We start from the raw sequence: 19,667 nt of genomic DNA, 5'->3' as shown, positions 1-19,667 counted from the left end.
CAAACCTAGAAGAGTTTTACTTCTTAATTTTCGATTTATAATCCTATCTTCATCATTATAGACCCCCTAATTATTGATAGGTTATCTATAGCATAAACTATAAAACAGACTGACTAGATTGATAATTTTTTGATTAAAATTATTTCGTCTTACAATTAAAAAAATAATAAAAAAAAGAAAAAATAATGTTAATCTCGTGTAGTAAGGTTATTTTTTGTGACGTATAATTTGTTTTCCTTTAATTTATTAATGTAAATCTAAAATGAAACAAAACATAATAATTGTAGCACTAATGTTAATTAGTCTATCTTGTACGGCAGCAGAGGATACTTCACATTGGGGATATGAAGGTCAAGAAAAACCAGAAAACTGGGGTAAATTATCCATTGAATATTCTACATGTGAAAACGGAAAAAATCAGTCACCTATTAACATTGACCATGTTTTAAAAACTCATCATGAAAATTTAAAGTTTTCTTTTGAGGCTGGTAAACAAGAAATTATTAATAATGGACATACTATTGAGATTAGTGTTTCTGGAGATAATCAATTAACGTTGGACGATCAAATTTTTAAATTACAGCAATTCCATTTTCATACAATAAGTGAAAATACCATTAAAGGTAAACATTATCCAATGGAAGCCCACTTTGTTTACAAAAATAAAGATGGAGAGCTTACCGTAGTGGCATTAATGTTTGATTATGGTAAGGAGAATCAAGAAATAGCAAAAGCATGGCAACAAATGCCAACAGAATCAGGCAATAAAACTATTTTAGATAGAACAATTGATATTAAAAAATTATTTCCTAAAAAATTGGATTATTATCGCTTTAGTGGATCACTTACCACTCCACCTTGTACAGAAGGTGTAAGATGGATTGTATTTGAAAAATCAGTTACTGCTTCAGATGAACAAATTCAAAAATTCCATTCAATCATGCATCATGACAACAACCGACCAGTTCAACCATTGAATGGAAGGGTAATTGTTGATTAATGTCCAAATGGCTATATCGAATGTATTTAGATAGAGCCTATTCTAACAAATTGTGTTTCAATTATAAAAAAATTTTTAATTTTTTTATAATTGAAATTTGAAATAAGAAATTACTTATAAATGCTTTGCAACTTATCACGCAACATCTAAAGTCGAATCACATTCTACCACATCAGTCCTATTTGCATTTTTTACGCCGCTATCATTTTGCTTAGTTGAAAACGCTTTAGACCATGTGTTACCTGATAATTCAAATGTGATAGTTAAATATACATAGCATTATCAATAATATCTTCTAGAGCTAGAAATTTAATTTTATCTTGATGTAAAAAACTCTTAGCAAAAAGCATTGGTACAATACGAGATGTAATTACATAGCCCTCAATATTTATTGTTGAATTAATTCCAGTAAACTTAGCTAAATTGCTTAAATTTTCATTAATAATATCAATTCTGGATATATGTTTTAGTAATCGATCCTGTTTTCCTTTATGATTTAATTGTCCTTTAAACTCATGTAACTGTCTTGCAATCTCTCCTTGTGTCTTGGCAAACTCAAGATCTTTACACTCAATGACTAATACCCGACCAGTTTCTTTATTCCAAGCAAAAACATCTACATCACCATAATCTTTATCTAGTTTTTTATTTAAGATCTCGGTGATTTTTATTTCTGATCTAACAATCCATCCTTTTTCACTCAATTTATTTGCTATTTCAGTGTTAAACTGAAGCCCATTTTCACTACGTATACTACCAATCCATTGCTTCATTTTTTTACTAACAAAATGATTTTCATCAATACTTGCTTCATAGCAACTATATAGAAGGTATAAAAAACAGTTGATTATTAATTGTGGTGAAATTATAAATTTGTCATCAGAACTTTTTATTATTGGTTTCATTGCGAGCGAAAATCTACGCCTAAACTTCCAAGGTTGCCAATCTTCTTTTTTATATGGTTTTGGTATTGTTTGCCATGAATCTCTGGAATATATAGTTAACGCATCAATCACTTTCTCACAAATATTTTGCTGTTCTTTAGAGAAAAGTGATAATAACTCTTTGGAAGTTATGGAATAAAAAACCTGATTAAGACTAAGTCCATGCTTTGCTAATAAATGGATAACACTTTTTGCATCATCTAAAGTAAAACCAAACTCCTCTAACCAAGCTTCATTAAATCTATTATCAAATAATTCAGTAATGTTATTTCCATCATATTCTTTCGTGGAAAAATTATTTTCATAATCAGAGATAGAATTATTGACTTGACTTTTATTTATTCTGGAAAAATAGGAGGGCATCAATTTATCAATAAAAGAACTATCGAATAAAATATCTCCAAAAGATGAAATAACTATTTCTGGTAGAATGGCCTCATAATTAATTGCCTCTGATAAACCACCATATTGATGCATTGACATAGCCAAACACATAAGTTCTTGTATATCTAATTTGCCAGCTTTTTTCCCATTTATAATTGGAGACTCACAAATTGCCATTTCAATAATGAGTCTTGAAGACAGTAATGCTCCATTCAATAATGGTAACATTTTATGTAAAACAGTGATTGTTTCATCATAATCATGTAAGGCTACATTCGCTTTACTTGTTTTTAACCATCTTTCTTTTTGTTGTTCCAAGCATTCAATATTAAAAATTAGTTTTGAAATAAGGTCATTGCGATCCAGATCTCTTAACGATGTTCTTAACCTACTCCAGATAAATGCTACAAGCTCTCTTAAATATTCCTTACACGCATCTTTACCGACTATTTTATTTCCTTGTTCTTTTTGTCTGATATTCCAACCTAACCCAATCTTAATATTTTCCTGATCTGCATCTTCAATATAAATAGGCTCTTCTTGTTCAAGATTAAAATGAGCTCTATATTTTTCTGATTTAAATCCATGAATAAATCTAGCATCATTATTTTTAATAATTTTATTAAGCGTTTTTTCAATATCAATGTCTAGATTATATTCACTAAGGAAACTAAGAAAGGATCTGGTAATAGCTTTTTCGGAATTATTTGTAGGCAGACGTAATCCATAAATTAAGTTTTGATTGAAGTAGGTAAATAATGTTTTTGTATCCTCATCAAATTCGTATTGATAACAAAAGTCAACTAGATTTAAATCTATTTTTTTTTCAAGTGATTCAAAATAATCATCTGGGTATTTAAATACTATTTTCCAACAAATAATATTTTTAGGTATAAAAATATTATTATCTTGAATATATTGAGTGAGTATACCAAACCATGATAAGACAGACTCATATAATACACATTGAAAGGGAACTGGAATATTTTCAACTAGTTCAGTTTCTATCCATAAAGATAATGAGCCTTTTATATATATACTTCTCATAATGTTATCTATATAGCTAGGACAATAAATATGAAATTTAGGGTTTTTAGTAAACTCTCCCCCAACAAAACGACGAGTAACCTTTGTTAATCCCAATGTGGGATGGTTAACTAGCATTTCATTATTATTATATAAAACTTCTTCCCTTAATTTAGCTTGGCAATTTGAAGGAAGGTGAACAACTACATTACTTGAACTGTTAGATGTACCTTGAAAATTTTTATATGAAATTATGCAGTAGTTATTATTCTTAGCATAAGCAAATAAATTTAGAAAACCATTTGAATTAAAAATTTTAAATCCTATTTTCTCTAGCTTTTCTACAGATTCAATAACTCTCCATACTTTATGAGGGGAGCAAGCAGAATACTTACTTAAAGTATCAAGATCATGACTGTTAGTAGATTCAATCATCCATGAGTCTTCATTTTTTATTTCTGAAGAATACATCATTGGGCGTCCATATCCGCATAATACAATGATAGAACATCCTTTTTTAGCGTTTTTATTTTTTATCGCAGACTCTTTTGTTTTATTAATTAAATTACCAACGAATATTTCTATTTCTGAGGTGTTTTTTTCGTATGAATGAAACCAGTTAGGTAAAATATTTCGCATTGAATCAAAAATAAAAATAAAATGATATAAATACCCTTGATCAAATTCTGCAACTGTATCAGCAACTTTCCATCCGGTATTATTTGAAATATATCGAGGTATAATAACAGTATCAGATAACTTACCGAGGATTTTTATATTTGATATTTTTTTACATTGCTCTTTAAAATAAAGTTTATCTAATTCAATAATACTTCTATTTGTATTAAAAAATTCAATGATTAATTTTTTTATACAAATGATGATTGAAGAGGATAGCAATAGCAGAATGCCTTCTTGACACTTTATAAAAGGAGTTTTATCTATACCGTCTATAAGTGAAGTTTGTGGGGATATCTCATTTAAATTTAAACAAGGAAGAAGTTCTATGTTTATAAATTCATTCACTTTTATTTTATTGATATAACTATCTAATTTAGAATCTGAGAAAATACTTTTGTTATTTTCTTCCATACCACCAACAGTATATACAAGAAGATTGTTACGAGTGATAATTTGGTCTGATGCGATAAGAACTGCTTTGATAGAGTTTTTCAGATTATTTATATCTTCAGCAAAAGGCATATTTGCCACTAAATCACAAAAAATTTGTAATTGATATATTCCACCTTCATGTAATCCTGTACAAACCTTATAAGGAATATCTTCAAACCAAATCTTTGAAATAAAGACATCTTCAACAGAGTCTTCCGATAATACTTGTTCTTTAAAAGAAAAACTCTCCAAAATTGAGTTAATGATTTTCAATGAAGGTCTCTTTGTGCCTTTACATAGAGTGAGACATTCTGAAATAATGGTTTCAATCAAATCTTGATTAGCCTGATGTCTTGGTTCCAAAAGTAATGAAGAAAAAGCTGCGGCTGTGTGTATTGGGGAAAAATGGCTTAATTTATCTTTGGATAAATTAGGCGTAACATTAGCATTGAAATTACTTTTAGTATCTTTCTTCCTTCTTTTTTTCTCTATTTTTTTAATTCTATTTTTTAATACTTTTTTCTTGTTTATTTTTTTAGTCATTTTAATAATCCATTAAATAAATTATTTTTAAGCATATGTAACATATTTAAATAATGAGTTGCTTAAAATTACTATAGTTTACTCTTAATTATTATTTGATTTTTATAATCAAATCAGCAAATGATTTAGGAATTTTTGTCGCGTCATCAGTCCATTTCAATGTATAGTTATTCTCTTTTAATGCTTTAATGAAGTCATTAATATCATCAGCTGTACTATCAGTGAAAACGTATAACTTTCTTAAGGTCTTATCTTGCGGTTTTTTATTATCAGGAAGTTTTGTTACACCAATCAGAATTGTTCTATCTGCTTGATCAACAGTGTCTTTTAATTGATGCTTAACATTTCGCCAAATATTCCTTAATGTATCAATATTTTTTTGTTCTGGTAGTTCTTGGGGAATTTGATTATTTAGTTCTGAGAGAAATTGTTCGAAATTAAAATTTCCTTGTCCTGCGACTAATTGAAGTTCGTCAGTCATTAGCTGTTGCTGCCTTTCATTTACAAAAACTTTAAAGTTACCATTTCTACGACTTCCGTATAATTTTATTTTTAATAAAGAGTTTGCATTACGAAGATATATAAAAAGGTTTTCACCTAATGCTTTAGTGTCTTCTGGTGAAAAAAAGATCATAAAAACAAAATGGCCTCTTCCAATGACTAATTCAAAGGCTATTGTTGGTTTTTTATCTAGCCATGCTTTAGAATAAATAGTATGAAGCTGGTTAAAATTAAACTGTACACTCATATCTTATTACCTGTAATGTTAAATAAAATAACTAAAAAGCCACCTGAAATAATCAAATACATCAATAATATATGTGAGCTATTTTATCTTATATTAAATGTGAAATATATTTTTATCTTCCCTAAATAAACCATAACCAAACAAACCTGCTAATGTCTCAATTCTCTGCTAATTATTTACCGCGACTATTGATCTTGTTTTACTGCTAGGAATTAGCTCTTTACTAGTCAATTTCCTGTTCTTGGTGATTTCCAACCAGTAAACGTTTTTTATCGTGTAAAGTATAAGCGTGCCTTAAGCCATGCATTTTATTGACCCGACTTTTTAGTATTGTCCGTAATAGATATCAAATTGTTTCTATTCACATTTTTTAATTCGCAATGACCGAATTTTCTTTTTATAACGAGAGGGCCAAATCCGTTTAGCCTCTATACCTAATGCATTGGCAATAATCAGTTCGCCTTTTGTCCATGGGCGAACAAGTGCGTTAGAGAGCGTTGAAGGTGCATAGCCAGATTGTCTAGATAACGCAGATAGCGTTGTTCCTTTCTTTTTCAATGCAGCAATAATATCGGCAGAATGCCAGTCCTTTTTGCTATTCATAATACCTCCTAAAATCATAAATTACATGAATTATTAATTTAAAACTTTAATTATGATTAAATTAAAAACAAAATTCAAGTTATACATGATTTATTAAAGTATTCTATTACGAAATTTAAATCGAAGAAGAGGATAATTATTAATCAAAACTATATAAGATGAGCAGCAATAATCATGATTGGTAAGCGATTAAAAATAGCTAGAATTAATGCAGATCTGACACAAACTGAACTTGGAGTAAAAGCAGGATTAGACGAAGAATCAGCAAGTTCCCGCATTAGTTCTTATGAAAATGAAGTTCATTCTCCTGATTTTACTCTTGTAAAACGTCTCGCAAAAGTTCTTGATGTACCTAGCGCTTATTTTTATGCTGAAGATGATGAATTAGCCGATTTTATTATTCAATATAACAAGCTAAAAAAACAAAAGCCTAATGCATTTGTGAGTTTAACGGCTTCATAATTGTGATGACATCCATTTATTTAGAACAAATAGTCGCCACCACTAAATGACATAGAATTGTCTATGGGTCTTATCACGAATTAAAGGAAATTGAGTTTTAATCAACAACCATCTATAATCGGTAGTTTAGCCAAATAAGACAAAATGCTGATATGTTAATTAAAATAGAAAGTTTTTATGGTGATTCACTGCTTTCTGGTAAAGTGTCTTCTATTGGGCAATTGAAATATCGAGTGATGACAGTAGTAGCCGATTGCGATATACAAGATTTTATGTCTGTTTTTTGTGCTCGTTATATCTATGATATTTATCCATATGATGAAAGTATTCAGGTAGATTATGTGGTCGATCTAGATACTTATTCAGTATATAAGCCTGTTTATTAACATATAACACACTTTGTATCACATTTTCTATTTATAACGCTTAAAGTTATAAAAGCGTGTAGTCAATCTGTATTCTGTTTTGAAATATCATAATTAATCAAATAAGAACCCTCATGGTCAAAAATTTAGTCCTGAATTTAAACAATAATAGGCTCATTATGTATTATCAAATGTACATGTTTTTATGAGCGAGGTCACAGACCACTTCGGTGTTGGTAAATCAACCCTTGATGGGTGGGTAAGGCAATTGCCACCCAATAAAACCAGCCACCGAGAGCTAACCGAGGATCAAATAGTGTTATTCTTCATGCTATCAATAAACGTAAGGTTTTCCCGACCGATGACTTGGTTATAAAGGTTATCTATTTAGCGATACAGCAAGCATCTAAAAAATGGACTATGCCTATTAAAAACTCGAAAAATGCGATGAATCAATTTATTATAGAATTTGGTGACAGAATGACTCACTACCTCTAACTGGCAAATACACAAAATTCAGGATAGGGTCTAATGAAAAGTCAATAAAGGATCTTATTTTTATTGATAAATAATTTTTATGTCATCTAAGAGGAAATAAAGGCTTTATTCTTCTTTCCTCATTTCTGTTGAGATATATTTTTAACTAGTTATCGATAACATTAGCTTTGGATTGTTTTTCCAATTTAGAGTGATAAAAATATAAATACAGTAATCCAAAAGGAGCTATAAAAACAGAGAAAAAAAAGCATATTCCCATAGTCATTATTTTTAAGAATAAAAATAAAAAGATATTTGAGATAATTATATTATCACCTATTATAAACTCTATAATGCTTTCATAAACGAACCTAGAATATGGATAAAATCCCCACAGGATTAAAGCAATTGTAGTTGGAACTATAGTATCAGATAATTTCAACTGAGATATAGGCATTAATATAAGTATAACAAAAACAAAACCGAATAAATATTGTCGCAACAAATAACTTTTTTCTAATCCACCAAATGTTTTTTTTAAAAAATTAGCCATAAAAAATTCTTCCTTACTTATCATGAAAAAATATTAGACCACATAAAATTAAAATTGAAAACAGTAAAATGTAAATAATAATTTGATCATAATAATAACATTTGTGGTATAAGTAGGTTGAGTTAAAGAACTTGCTTCGCCTGTATACAAAAATAGGTTAACAATCATTTTATCTATTAAAGGTAATTGATAATCATAGTTTTTCTATATTGATAACCAATCAAAAAACATATTTACAGGGCATTATTTTATTAATAGCTTAATTTTCTTAATTAACTATCAGGCAACAGCGTTGCTGTTCTCCTTGAATATCTCTTTATGGCATACCTAACAATTGTTATACAAAAATATAATTTATATCAAATATGATGATTTGGTTTGAACATAAAAAATCGAATATTTTATTGGGCCTTATCCTTTTTTTTGATTTCTTCAATTTTATTTTGTAATTTAGTGCAATTTTCAACTGTCTTTTTAATATCTTCAGTAGTGAAGCCAATAACATGTAAAAAGTGAAACTGGAATATAACTTCCATTTTTAAACATAGAATCCAAAGATCTCGTCCAGTAACTAATTTATCTTTTAAATTTTCATCATAATGAGTTAAATAATTTCTAGCATCAACAATTTGTCTCAAAAGTTTATATCTTTCATTATTTGTACCTAGAAAATTTTTAAATGGTTCAATAAGCATTTTCAATCTTTTACTCAGGGTAATTTCATTTCCATGCATGAGTCTGCCTTTGAGCCATTTTAAATGTTCTTCGGGACATGTACCAAGAATTTTAGATACTAATGATTCAAAAACTTCGTTCTCCATTAATTTTTCATCACTAGTTCTTCGGTGATATGTTTCTAATCCCTGTACTAGAGCTAAAAACTTACCATTGAGATATTTTTGATCTCCCCTTTGAGTTGAAAAGTATAAACTGAATGCCGGTGACAGAAATTCATAAGCATTTATCCAATTGTTGAAGACTTCTTGAACATTATTTCTAATAATTTCGAAATTAAATACCATATCCTTAAAACCATCTTTTTTAGGTACAGTTTCTGTAAATGGTATGGCTTGATAAAATAATTTGATTTTAGTTGGGTATTTGTCTTTACCTAAATCATTTAGTTTTTCAGATGATGTTGCTGAAACATTTTTTATAGTCACAACTTCGTCCATAGCAAAGCACATAAGGTTGGTTATCTTAGAGGCAATAGTTATGAAATCATTTAAATTACGTAACGCTTCAGATTTTAATGTAAAATGAGCTTTTTGAGTGATCTTTGCCTCTGTTAAATGGGTGAGAATAGAAAATGTGTAGTTAAAATTAATTTCAACTTCCATCCCATTATCAAGTACAAATTTTATTTCCTCAGGTTTATTATAAGAAAAATTTGCTATTCTATTTTCCGAATCATACTCTACATGAATACCGCTTATTCCAACCCATTCATCCAAGCAATCAACAGAAAAAGAAAATGTATTTAAAGTAATAACCTCATCAGCTGCCCATTTAGCGCCAGTCAAAACTTTATTAGCTAAAATTTTCGATTTAGTTATGTTTCCAAATCCAAAACTTTTCTTAAGATAAATGCAATTTTCCAGTGTTACTAATTTATCGTCTTCGACACATCCAATTATTCTTTTTAGACGAAAATCTTCATGTTCACAAATAAATCCAATTCCTTTATCTTCATCAAAATTACCCATGATTTCTAATTCTGCCCGTCCACCATCATAAATGGAGAGAACACCAGCTATTGAATTCTGTTGATTTTCAGGTAACCAAAAATAACCAAATTTTATATATTTCTCTTCGAGTCTCATAAAATGTTCCTTTCAAATTTAATGGTTATACAGTCTAAATATATCGTTATTTTTGATCACCAATACTGATCAATAGACGTCCATTGGACTTTGCAACCAATTAGATTTGTTCCATTATTTTTTTAATTATATCAGATAATTATTTATCTCTCATTTCTAAAAAAGTTTTTCATGACTTAAAAGCGATTTTTTAAATTATCAATAATTTTAATTAAAACACAGCGGTATTTTATGAGATTTTTTGAGCATCTATTTACGTCATTTAATGAGTAATTGAAAAAATTGTGAATCAAACAGATTACTTCATGTTATTTCAAAGTATCTTTTCTACTCAGTTAACTTTTCAGATTTTATATATGAGATATTTAACGATATGCGGTAAATTGCAAAAAACATTATGTCATTTGGGTTTTGAATAGAATATTTAAGTGTTTTCAATGTTCCTTTTTGTTGAAGTGGTTTAAGTGTTTCAATAGCCTTATAAGCGGTAATAGATGAAATAGGAAGTTTTGCGATAGCAGGAAATAAATTACATTCGATTAATCGCCGTGTTTCTTTTGCGGTTTTGTCTATAAAAATTAGCTCGTTGTTCACAATATTTAAACTATTGTTCTGCTACTTTTTCAGATGTGTTAAACAACTCTTTTCGCTTTTGGTTCGTTTGTTCTTCAAGGTAGGTTTTAGGATCTATATTTTGAGCAAGCTGTTTGAGGTAGTGTTCAATATTAGCCATTGTGTCGGTTAAACTAATTTGTGAATTACGTCCAATGGTAATATCGGCTTCTTTATTCCAATAAGATGATTTATAAAGAAATTATCGATTTTATTACCATTACGACTAATAAAAAGGAATAATTCATTACCATCCATTAATTTAATATCTTTTTCTTTTGGTTTAGCATTTTATATCTATACAAAAGTTAAAGGTTTTACAGATTTCGACATAATCTATTCACCTTATAATAAGAGGGATAAAATTATTATATACAAAAAGAGCCCCTTATTATTTTATGATAAAAGTATATTTCGGTTTACATCTATTGATTTAAGTTGTGGTGGAGCTGGCGGGAGTTGAACCCGCGTCCGAAATCTCTACATCCTTGGTACTACATGCGTAGTTTGTCTTTAAATTTCGCCTACCTGCTGCGGACAAACACGCTACCGATAGACTAGCTTGATTAAGTTTAATGCTTCCGCCCCAAGCAAGGCTTCCACACGATCTCGTTTGGGTTTGACTCCTCTTTATCCCCGTCCTACGAGCGGAGGCTAGGGAGAGAAGGCTCTATGCAGGTTATTAAGCTGCTAGTGCGTAGTTTTCGTCGTTTGCGACTATTTTTTTGCGGTTTATTTACGAGGCCTACCGCACCTCGGCATGCACCTTGGGTTTCGCAAATCCCGTCGAATCCAGAATCAGCCCCAATTGTGAATTGTTAATGTAAACAATATCGGGGCATTATAGGTGAATTCAAGTTGTAATACAAGTTAACTTACCTTGTGATTAATCCAGTTCCTGTTGTTTTGCGCCTTTCAAAGCCACAACATTATCAATGTGCAATATAACCGTCATGATGATGTTGCCTAATAATTGTTGCGATACCGACAAAGAGAAATGTTAATCGGCTCATGATTTTTTAAAATATTTAACATATTAATACAACAAAGAACGGTAAAGCAAAAGTTCTATTGATTAAAGTGATTAATTGATTAGTGGCTAATGGATATTTTTTATAATAAACACCCTTACCATTGATGAGTACTAGGATACTAACAATCAACAGATGGTCAAAACCAAGTGACATATATTACTAAGAAGATTTTAATGAAACACCGATTGGAAATCGTTGGGTTAAATCGTGCAAAATCACTTTTACAACATATGCTGTTTTTAATTTCAAACCGATTAATTGCGTAAATTGCACATAAAACAGTTTATATATAGTATGCCATGATTGACAATTAATCTTATCAAAGCATCACTCATTCACCGATAACTTTGTATCGAAGTAAAAACGAAAATACCTCGCTATAAAAAGTTTTTATTAAAAGAAACATACTATTTTGTCATTAGATGATTAAAGGTAAATTGATCATAATTAAAGGCAGTTCAATTAATTTGAATATTTAGCTCAATAACATGAGTCGTTAAGTATTCAGTAGCAAATTGAAAATAAGTAAAAAATGCAAGGATGAATAATCAAACGTTAACTTTATTAAAAAAATTAAAATAATAAATTGTTATTAATTATTATGTTATATTTTATTTTGCGAAAATAGGAAAAATATATGAATTTAAATTGAACTTTTTATGATTTAGCATGTCTATATAAGCAGATTACGTTTTTTCATTTTTTGCCCTCCACTCGAATATTCGAGTGGATTTTTTTTATCCTAAATTATCTTGCTTAGATAAATGATTCAGTTTTAGATACAGTGATTATCAACCACACCTTATCATAAATTATTTTATAAACTAAAAACAAATTGTATTTTGATCAATAGAAAGCAAGTACTGCAATTAGTTAAAATAGTAGCCTTTTTTTTCGTTATCAAGTCTTACTAATCATTTTAATTAAAATGATGTATGAATAATATATTATAATTTATATTAGTCGCATTTCATTTTAGTAAGCAGATAAAGTTATTATGTTATTGTCAAAAAGGGTACAAGGAAATTTAGTTGCATTAATGACCGTATTTTTTTGGGGAAGCACATTTATTGCAACTAAAGTATTATTAGTCGATTTTAAACCAATTGAAATTTCATTTTTTCGCTTTGGGCTTGGTTACATTACTTTATGGATCTTACAACCTCACTTTTTTATTTGGCAAGGTTTTAAGCGAGAAGTTATGTTTTTATGTGCGGGATTATGTGGGGTGACTTGCTATTTTTTGTGTGAAAATATCGCACTAACTTATACCACGGCATCTAATGTGGGAATCATAACCACTTTATCTCCCATTTTTACTGCTATATTATCTCTATTTTTTTTAAAAATCGAAACACCCCCTAAGCGTTTTTATATAGGTTGCTTGTTTGCCATTATTGGAGTAGGGTTAATTAGCTTTAATGGTAAATTTGTGCTTTCTCTTAATCCAATCGGCGATATTCTTGCGATGTTAGCTTGTCTGTTTTGGGCATGTTATTCAATTTTAACCAAGAAATGCAGTAATTACGGTTACAATACGATTTTATTGACTCGGCGCTTCTTCTTTTATGGTTTGATAATGATGTTTCCTGCACTGTCTTTTTCTGATTTTCAATGGGATTTAATGCGTTTCACTAACCCAGTTAATTTATTCAATATTCTATTTTTAGGGGTAGGAGCTTCAGCTATATGTTTTGCCTCATGGAATTATGCAGTGAAATTAGTGGGGGCTGTAAAAATTAGCGTTTATTTATATTTAGTTCCCATACTTACTGTAATTGCTGCCATTCTTATTTTAAATGAACCTTTTACTTGGATTGCAGCATTCGGCACAGTACTAACACTTTTCGGTGTATTCTTGTCAGAAGGTAAAATAAAACTCAAAAAGCATTGATGTTTTGAAATTTATTATTAATTGGTTAATTTTAATGAACTCATCTAACTTTATTTACTTATAGAATTCGTTTGTCAATTGCTTGCATAATAATTTGCCCTAAATGTTCATAATTTTCATCGAAATGATGACCACCAGGTAATTGGTAAGCTTCACCTTTCATCTCTGGTTGTAAGCAACCAGTATCCTCTTTTTCTTCTTCTCCATAGATGCAAAATAATTTATTTGCTGGAATCTGATTCACTTCAGGAGCAGTTTTCATTTCATCACCAGATTGACCAAGCCAACCACTAACTTCTATTTCGAAATTAGCGTCTTTTGAAAAAGCTATCATGATTAAAGCTTGAATACTATGTTGATCTTCCTTAGATAAACGATTGTATAGTGCAGGTAAGATATCACCACCGAATGAATAGCCGGCTAGTATAAACTTAGTCGTTCCCCACTTTTCTCGATATTGTTGCATTAAATAAGTTAAATCTTTAGTACTACGTTCAACTGAACGATGTTGCCAAAATAGCTTTAGTGCATCAACGCCAACAACGGAATAACCATGTGAAGCCATATATTCTGCTGAAACTTTATCTAAATCTCGCCATCCACCATCACCTGAATAATAAAATGTAACGGTATTAGGATGTTGTTGTTTGTTTTTAGCCGGTAATTCTATAACTGGCAGTGGTTTATATTCACCAAATAAAATGGATGATAAATGTGAACTTAAAAGTTCGGTTGGTGATGCTTGATATTCGCCAATTTCAGTCGTTACTTTAATTTGTTTTTGTTGGCGAGGAAAAATTGCCACTTGTTCATCAGGCGGGTTGTTCCAAATTACTTGCCATGCTCCTCGTGTTGCTTGAGCAGGTAAGGGTGCTTCACAATCTTGATTATCCAAAGTGAACTCTATTGATAACGCTTTAGCATCATCATTTTGTTGTTTAGCCAGCCAACGGTAAGCAAAAGCCGCGCCTTCTTCCATACCCGCAACCACAAATTCAGGCTCGTTTAAAATTTTTAATGCTTGATTAAAACGATTTTGTTGTTCTGCACAACTTGCCTGAGGTTTCAATTCAAATTGAACCAACCGAGCACCCATTTTTTGAGATAAATCCAATAATTGTTTTTCAGTAAAATGATCTTTTTGAGTGGCAACAATCATCGCGGCTGCTTCTACTGAATTTTTTGGGTTAGCTAATACTACTGAAAAATCATTGTTTACAGCCACGGTTTTCACAGTTGCATTGCCGCGATTTTTTATATAATGCCAGCTAGTAAATACAAACAAAATAATTAGTAATATGACAATGAATAACAAAAAATAGCGAATAAATTTTTTCATAAAATCAGCTCTTTTTCTTTTTTAAGCCAGTTAATCCACCTGAGATCAGCATAGTGGTATCGATTAAAGCAACAAATGGATCAAGTCCAGCAGGAACTGCCATATAACGCGGCTCCCAATGAGTTGCAAATTTGTCTTTAAAACGACGTAATCCCTGAAAATTATAAAATCGACCCCCACGCCTGAATACTAATGCACCAAACCTTTGAATTAATGGGGCTCCGCGTCTTCTTTGCATGCCTGATAGAGGTACCATACCTAAACTAAAATATTCAAATCCTTTTTCTTTATAGTGCAGAATTAAACCAATCATTAAAAATTCCATGGTGAGTTTAGGAATATTTTCAGCAAATCGCATTAGATCGATGCTAGCTGAGTAATGTTGATTTGTTTCAAGTAAATTTACAAAAGCAATAATACGACCTTCAAATTTGATAGCAGCAATAGTGAAATTATCTAAATATGACTTTGAAAAAGATCCCAGTGAAAATTGTTTCTCTCTAGAATGTTTGCTTTTTAACCATGAATCGGATACAACTTTTAACTCATCAAGTGGAGCCGAACCTGGTGCATAAAATTCAAGACTAAGCCCATCGCGTTGGCATCTGTTCCATGTATAACGAAGATCTTTATATCCTTTAGATGAAAGATCAAACTTTTCTAAATTCACCAAAGCTTCTTCACCTAATTTTATTGTTCGCAAACCAATATCCATATAAAAAGGTAAATTAGTGGCTTTAACTTGATAAAATACAGGACGAAGATGGTGGGCATCGCATAAATCTCTGAAATCCCAAATTAAATCCGCTCGATCCGTGTTATCACCAATTGGATCATACAGTGCGACCATGCTTCTGCCACGTTTGGCATACATAATAAAAGCAGTGTGTGATTCATTAAATAACAGTGATTTATCGCCAGTCATGGCAAGTCCACCTTCTGGCTGAGCTGAATTTAAAATAATTTGATGAGCCTTGGTTAACTCTTCGCGTTTTGGACTGTTTAATATTGGCAAAGCTGGATGAAATAACCAATAGAGCATAATACAAATTAATAAAATAAAACTGCCTAAAGTTGCTCTTAATACTCGTGGTACACGAGTGTCGAGTTCAAATTGCCACCATAATGAATGACTATAAGGTACATCTTGATAGATAAATAATATTAACCATACAAGAACAGCGATTAGGCAAAAGCAGACAGCGAAGGATTTAAAAGGAAAAGGCAATACATTTAATCGACTTTTGCGATAAAAAGCATGTCTGAAATGGATTAATAACATCGCGATTGTGAATAACGTGCTAGCTTCTATCCAATGCAAGCCCCGTAAAAGCGAGCAAATACTACCTAAAAACAATAAAATGATCGAAGCCGCCCATGCAGAATAAAGTCTTCGGCGTACGCCCACTGCCAGTAATACACATAAAACTCCGATTAAACTGGCGACTAAATGAGCCGTATTAATGATTTTATTGGGAATAAAGGTACTGACTAAGTGGTGATTAAATCCGGGAAGAACGCTTGAAAACATCATTACCATACCAGCAAAAAAAACAGCTGCCGCCATAATAATAGCCGCAATACCTGTTTCAGTTTCTTTAACTTCTGGCATTGCAAAAAAATGTTTACTTTCATTTATTAAAAGTAAAAAACTAGCTATAACAAGTGGTATTAAAATATAAATGATACGATAAATAATTAACGCAACAGTTAATGAAGCAGGGCCAATTTCGGATGAAAATGCAGCCAACATCACTGCTTCAAAAATACCTACACCGCCAGGAATGTGGCTCAATACCCCAGCAACTAAAGCCAGAATATAGATCATAATAAAGGTAATAAAATGAGGTTGAACTGGTACTAAAAAGTAGAGAATAGTCCCAGCTAAAACTGTATCGATTAATGTAATGACAAATTGGTGAGATGCAAGGCGCAAATTAGGTAAACGTATTGACCAGTGAAATAATTGGAATAATTGGGTATCTTTATTCGGTTTTGTTTCTAATCGATTGCAATATAAAAAGATCAACATGCCAGCATAAAAGCAAATTATGCCACATGAGATTAACACTACATTTTTTTGGGATAAATGCAGTGCTAACATAGTATTTTGAATATTTATTAAAGCAGCTATCGTAGCCAGTAGGGGCAGAATAAGCCCTAATGGCAATGTAACAAATATCGACATTCTGGCTACGTCGATAGTCGTTAATCCTTGTTTGAAATATAATCGGCAACGAATCGCACCGCCTGATAAAGCGGATAAACCAATCGCATTACCAATAGCCGAAGCACAGATACCACCAAGCATTATCACTGATGGTTTCAATTTTACACCTGCATATCGTGTTGCACACCATTCGCAGCCAATAAGCATCAAATAGCTGCCAATAGCAGATAAACAAGCAAGCAAAATGGCTATAGTTGAAAGGTTGTCAACAGCATTTTTTAAATCGCATAGATTAATATCTTTAAGTAAATGCCAGCATAAAATAAGTGCAATAAAAAAGATGGATAATCCAAACAATAACGTTATGATTTGACGATAGCGAGTGAAGTATTCTATCAATTGCCAAGGCAGAACTTTACGCGCTAATATTTTCACGTGAGCAACTCCGATACTTGCTTTAATGGTGTTTTAGATTGGCGCATTCTACCGTTGCAAACTAATGAAAACAATCGTGAGAAACTAAAGGAAATTTAAAAAAACCATTAATCATTAGAATTTTTTTACAATATTTGTCTATTTCTTGAGTATTTAATAAACGAATGACATCAATGAATGGAAACGAATTGATGTTTATTGTTAAACACAAATCTAAGAACGTTGAATCATCTAATAACTTAATATTTTCAAGTTTAATTAAATTAATAGCGAATCAATTGTGGTAACCTATTTAAGTTATGGTTAGCATAATCTTTACTAAAACTTTTAAATTTCTAATTTTCTTTTAATTAAATGGATAATCATAAATTAAATGAGCATAAACGAATCAATTGAATTAACAAAAGAACAACATCAGATTGTTGAAAAAATACAAGCTTATGTTAAGCAAAAACTTGCTAATGATTTTTCAGGTCATGATATGGCGCATATTGAGCGCGTAGTTAGATTAGCAAAAAAAATCTTACCTTATGAACCAAAAGCGGATGCCTTTATCGTAATTTTAAGTGCTTATTTACATGATGTTATTGATGAAAAAGTTGTCAATGATGTCCATCAAGCGACAGAACAATTATATTATTATCTGAATTCACTAAACATATTAGATCATAATATAAAAATGATAATTGATATTATTGAAAATATGTCTTTTCGAAAAAATTTATCAGGTAAAAAAACATTATCACTTGAAGGGCAAATTGTACAAGATGCCGATCGCTTAGATGCCATTGGAGCAATAGGTATAGGACGAACATTTTATTATGGAGGTAATAAGCATAATATTATGCACGATCCTACTCTTTTACCAAGAACGGTTATTGATGAAGAAAGTTATAGACGCCCCAATACCGTTATTAATCATTTCTATGAAAAACTGTTTTCATTGAAAGATAGGATGAATACAGAAAAGGCAAAAAAATTGGCTTTATCCAGACATAATTTATTAGTTGCATTTGTTCAACAATTTGAAAAAGAGTGGCAAGGTGAAGATTAATCTTTCTTAGAACAATTTATAGAAAGCTATGGTCTTAACGTCATGACGGATTAACATTTTTAAATGGTATGTCTAGGATAGATGATGACCTTTTTTATCGTTTGATTTAGCGTTCTTTGCTGAAAAGAACGCGACTTTGTATCAAAAAGGGATGGGGGCGTTAACAAGCCATAGTACAGTGGGTAATGTTATCAAACTGAGTAATGTGCTTATTAACGTTGCACTAGAAACCAGTTCAGGGTTGGTATCAAATTGTACAGACATTAAAGTGGTATTAGCTGCGCTTGGCATTGCCGATAACACGATCAATACTTGTTTATAAACAGGTAAAATTGGCATAAAGTAGACCATACACGTTGCCACCAACGGTGAAATTATCATACGGGTTATTAACGAAAATGAAAGTTTAGGATAATCGAGTTGTGTGATCTTTATTTTAGCCAACTGCATCCCTAAAATAATCATAATTACTACAACAGATGCATCCCCAATCATGCCAATGGATGTCATAATGGATTTCGACAAAGGGATGTGGCATAACTGGAAAATAATACCTAAAAGTGCACCATAAGCAACAGGCATACGAATTACTTTATTAATGACATCTTTTTGGCTAACAATGTCACTATGAGAACTCCCTTTTACCGCATAATAAATGCCAACGGTACTCATCACAAATTGCTGTAACACCATCATAATTACACCAAGCTCAAAACCTATACTACCAAAAAATACTAATAGTACTGGGGTACCGTAATTACCGTTATTCATAAAACAAGAGCTTAAAATTATTGCACAACGTTCTTTAGTCGAATATTTCATGATGATTGACCAAATAGAGATGATACATACTAATGATAAGCAGAGTCCTAAAATATAAGAAATATAATATAGGTAATCAATGGTCAAAGTATGGACATAAAAGGTTTTAAAAGCTAAAAAAGGAGAAAGCACATACAGTGACATTTTTGAAAGATTAGCAACGTCAAATTTTACTATTTTCTGAGAAATAAATCCGACAATAAAAATACAAAAAATAGGAAACAAAATAATAAAAAATTGCATAAATTACATCCTGCATTTGAATA

14 protein-coding genes, 1 other RNA gene and 1 pseudogene are annotated in these 19,667 nt (G+C 30.8%); 6 read left to right on the top strand and 10 right to left on the bottom strand.

Annotation, left to right across the window (positions count from 1 at the left end; translation table 11 throughout):
• Nucleotides 1–262: 262 nt before the first annotated feature.
• Nucleotides 263–1,000, top strand: coding sequence for a carbonic anhydrase (locus tag J3U13_RS01595; protein WP_267339646.1), 738 nt, complete (start codon nucleotides 263–265; stop codon nucleotides 998–1,000).
• Between the two features lie 263 nt (nucleotides 1,001–1,263).
• Here J3U13_RS01595 and J3U13_RS01590 read toward each other — a convergent pair whose 3' ends face one another.
• The 3 genes from J3U13_RS01590 to J3U13_RS01580 all read right to left on the bottom strand — a co-directional run bounded on the left by J3U13_RS01590 (nucleotide 1,264) and on the right by J3U13_RS01580 (nucleotide 6,361).
• Nucleotides 1,264–5,010, bottom strand: a complete 3,747-nt coding sequence (locus tag J3U13_RS01590; RefSeq protein WP_267339645.1) for a hypothetical protein — start codon at nucleotides 5,008–5,010, stop codon at nucleotides 1,264–1,266.
• Between the two features lie 91 nt (nucleotides 5,011–5,101).
• Nucleotides 5,102–5,758 carry a hypothetical protein gene (locus J3U13_RS01585; protein ID WP_267339644.1) on the bottom strand — a complete coding sequence of 219 codons (657 nt, stop codon included), beginning with the start codon at nucleotides 5,756–5,758 and terminating at the stop codon, nucleotides 5,102–5,104.
• A gap of 357 nt (nucleotides 5,759–6,115) precedes the next feature.
• Nucleotides 6,116–6,361, bottom strand: coding sequence for a helix-turn-helix domain-containing protein (locus J3U13_RS01580; RefSeq protein WP_267339642.1), 246 nt, complete (start codon nucleotides 6,359–6,361; stop codon nucleotides 6,116–6,118).
• Between the two features lie 174 nt (nucleotides 6,362–6,535).
• On the opposite strand from J3U13_RS01580, the gene J3U13_RS01575 reads away from it, so the two are divergent.
• The 3 genes and pseudogenes from J3U13_RS01575 to J3U13_RS01565 form a co-directional block, all read left to right on the top strand.
• Nucleotides 6,536–6,823 carry a helix-turn-helix domain-containing protein gene (locus J3U13_RS01575; protein ID WP_065563680.1) on the top strand — a complete coding sequence of 96 codons (288 nt, stop codon included), beginning with the start codon at nucleotides 6,536–6,538 and terminating at the stop codon, nucleotides 6,821–6,823.
• A 233-nt stretch (nucleotides 6,824–7,056) separates the two neighbouring features.
• Nucleotides 7,057–7,209, top strand: coding sequence for a hypothetical protein (locus J3U13_RS01570; RefSeq protein WP_267339640.1), 153 nt, complete (start codon nucleotides 7,057–7,059; stop codon nucleotides 7,207–7,209).
• Nucleotides 7,210–7,500: 291 nt separating this feature from the next.
• Nucleotides 7,501–7,686 (top strand): annotated as a pseudogene (locus tag J3U13_RS01565) (IS256 family transposase); the annotation flags it as partial.
• 145 nt (nucleotides 7,687–7,831) lie between these two features.
• Here the strand turns inward: J3U13_RS01565 and J3U13_RS01560 are convergent.
• The 4 genes from J3U13_RS01560 to ssrA all read right to left on the bottom strand — a co-directional run bounded on the left by J3U13_RS01560 (nucleotide 7,832) and on the right by ssrA (nucleotide 11,459).
• A complete protein-coding gene (locus tag J3U13_RS01560; RefSeq protein WP_267339638.1) occupies nucleotides 7,832–8,218 on the bottom strand; it encodes a hypothetical protein in 387 nt (128 codons plus the stop codon).
• A gap of 401 nt (nucleotides 8,219–8,619) precedes the next feature.
• Nucleotides 8,620–10,041 (bottom strand): HEPN domain-containing protein, encoded by a 1,422-nt coding sequence (locus J3U13_RS01555; RefSeq protein ID WP_267339636.1) that lies wholly within the window; start codon nucleotides 10,039–10,041, stop codon nucleotides 8,620–8,622.
• Between the two features lie 327 nt (nucleotides 10,042–10,368).
• A complete protein-coding gene (locus tag J3U13_RS11425; RefSeq protein WP_416380632.1) occupies nucleotides 10,369–10,635 on the bottom strand; it encodes a phage integrase central domain-containing protein in 267 nt (88 codons plus the stop codon).
• Between the two features lie 459 nt (nucleotides 10,636–11,094).
• Nucleotides 11,095–11,459: a transfer-messenger RNA gene (gene ssrA, locus J3U13_RS01550) on the bottom strand.
• 1,225 nt (nucleotides 11,460–12,684) lie between these two features.
• Here ssrA and J3U13_RS01545 point away from each other — a divergent pair.
• A complete protein-coding gene (locus J3U13_RS01545) occupies nucleotides 12,685–13,581 on the top strand; it encodes a DMT family transporter (protein ID WP_267339635.1) in 897 nt (298 codons plus the stop codon).
• Between the two features lie 58 nt (nucleotides 13,582–13,639).
• Here the strand turns inward: J3U13_RS01545 and J3U13_RS01540 are convergent, their stop codons facing one another.
• Nucleotides 13,640–14,920 carry a virulence factor family protein gene (locus tag J3U13_RS01540; protein ID WP_267339634.1) on the bottom strand — a complete coding sequence of 427 codons (1,281 nt, stop codon included), beginning with the start codon at nucleotides 14,918–14,920 and terminating at the stop codon, nucleotides 13,640–13,642.
• Between the two features lie 4 nt (nucleotides 14,921–14,924).
• Nucleotides 14,925–17,525, bottom strand: a complete 2,601-nt coding sequence (mprF, locus tag J3U13_RS01535; protein ID WP_267339633.1) for a bifunctional lysylphosphatidylglycerol flippase/synthetase MprF — start codon at nucleotides 17,523–17,525, stop codon at nucleotides 14,925–14,927.
• 373 nt (nucleotides 17,526–17,898) lie between these two features.
• Here mprF and J3U13_RS01530 point away from each other — a divergent pair, with 373 nt between their 5' ends.
• Complete coding sequence (locus J3U13_RS01530) at nucleotides 17,899–18,579, top strand: HD domain-containing protein (protein ID WP_267339631.1); 681 nt, start codon at nucleotides 17,899–17,901, stop codon at nucleotides 18,577–18,579.
• 141 nt (nucleotides 18,580–18,720) lie between these two features.
• Here the strand turns inward: J3U13_RS01530 and J3U13_RS01525 are convergent, their stop codons facing one another.
• Nucleotides 18,721–19,644, bottom strand: a complete 924-nt coding sequence (locus J3U13_RS01525; protein ID WP_267339630.1) for an AEC family transporter — start codon at nucleotides 19,642–19,644, stop codon at nucleotides 18,721–18,723.
• Nucleotides 19,645–19,667 lie beyond the last annotated feature (23 nt).

This window comes from Gilliamella sp. B2887 (genome assembly GCF_026537015.1).
Taxonomy (GTDB): Bacteria; Pseudomonadota; Gammaproteobacteria; order Enterobacterales; family Orbaceae; genus Gilliamella.
Note: the sequence above shows the minus strand (reverse complement) of the source record. Positions and strands in the feature narration are given on the sequence as shown.

What these genes read in the sequence shown, in the direction of transcription:
- J3U13_RS01590 (WP_267339645.1), bottom strand. Translation starts at nt 5,010, where the DNA reads ATGACTAAAAAAATAAACAAGAAAAAAGTATTAAAAAATAGAATTAAA.
- J3U13_RS01545 (WP_267339635.1), top strand. Translation starts at nt 12,685, where the DNA reads ATGTTATTGTCAAAAAGGGTACAAGGAAATTTAGTTGCATTAATGACC.
- J3U13_RS01530 (WP_267339631.1), top strand. Translation starts at nt 17,899, where the DNA reads ATGAGCATAAACGAATCAATTGAATTAACAAAAGAACAACATCAGATT.
- J3U13_RS01555 (WP_267339636.1), bottom strand. Translation starts at nt 10,041, where the DNA reads ATGAGACTCGAAGAGAAATATATAAAATTTGGTTATTTTTGGTTACCT.
- J3U13_RS01595 (WP_267339646.1), top strand. Translation starts at nt 263, where the DNA reads ATGAAACAAAACATAATAATTGTAGCACTAATGTTAATTAGTCTATCT.
- J3U13_RS01575 (WP_065563680.1), top strand. Translation starts at nt 6,536, where the DNA reads ATGATTGGTAAGCGATTAAAAATAGCTAGAATTAATGCAGATCTGACA.
- J3U13_RS01540 (WP_267339634.1), bottom strand. Translation starts at nt 14,920, where the DNA reads ATGAAAAAATTTATTCGCTATTTTTTGTTATTCATTGTCATATTACTA.
- J3U13_RS01560 (WP_267339638.1), bottom strand. Translation starts at nt 8,218, where the DNA reads ATGGCTAATTTTTTAAAAAAAACATTTGGTGGATTAGAAAAAAGTTAT.
- J3U13_RS01585 (WP_267339644.1), bottom strand. Translation starts at nt 5,758, where the DNA reads ATGAGTGTACAGTTTAATTTTAACCAGCTTCATACTATTTATTCTAAA.
- J3U13_RS01525 (WP_267339630.1), bottom strand. Translation starts at nt 19,644, where the DNA reads ATGCAATTTTTTATTATTTTGTTTCCTATTTTTTGTATTTTTATTGTC.
- J3U13_RS01580 (WP_267339642.1), bottom strand. Translation starts at nt 6,361, where the DNA reads ATGAATAGCAAAAAGGACTGGCATTCTGCCGATATTATTGCTGCATTG.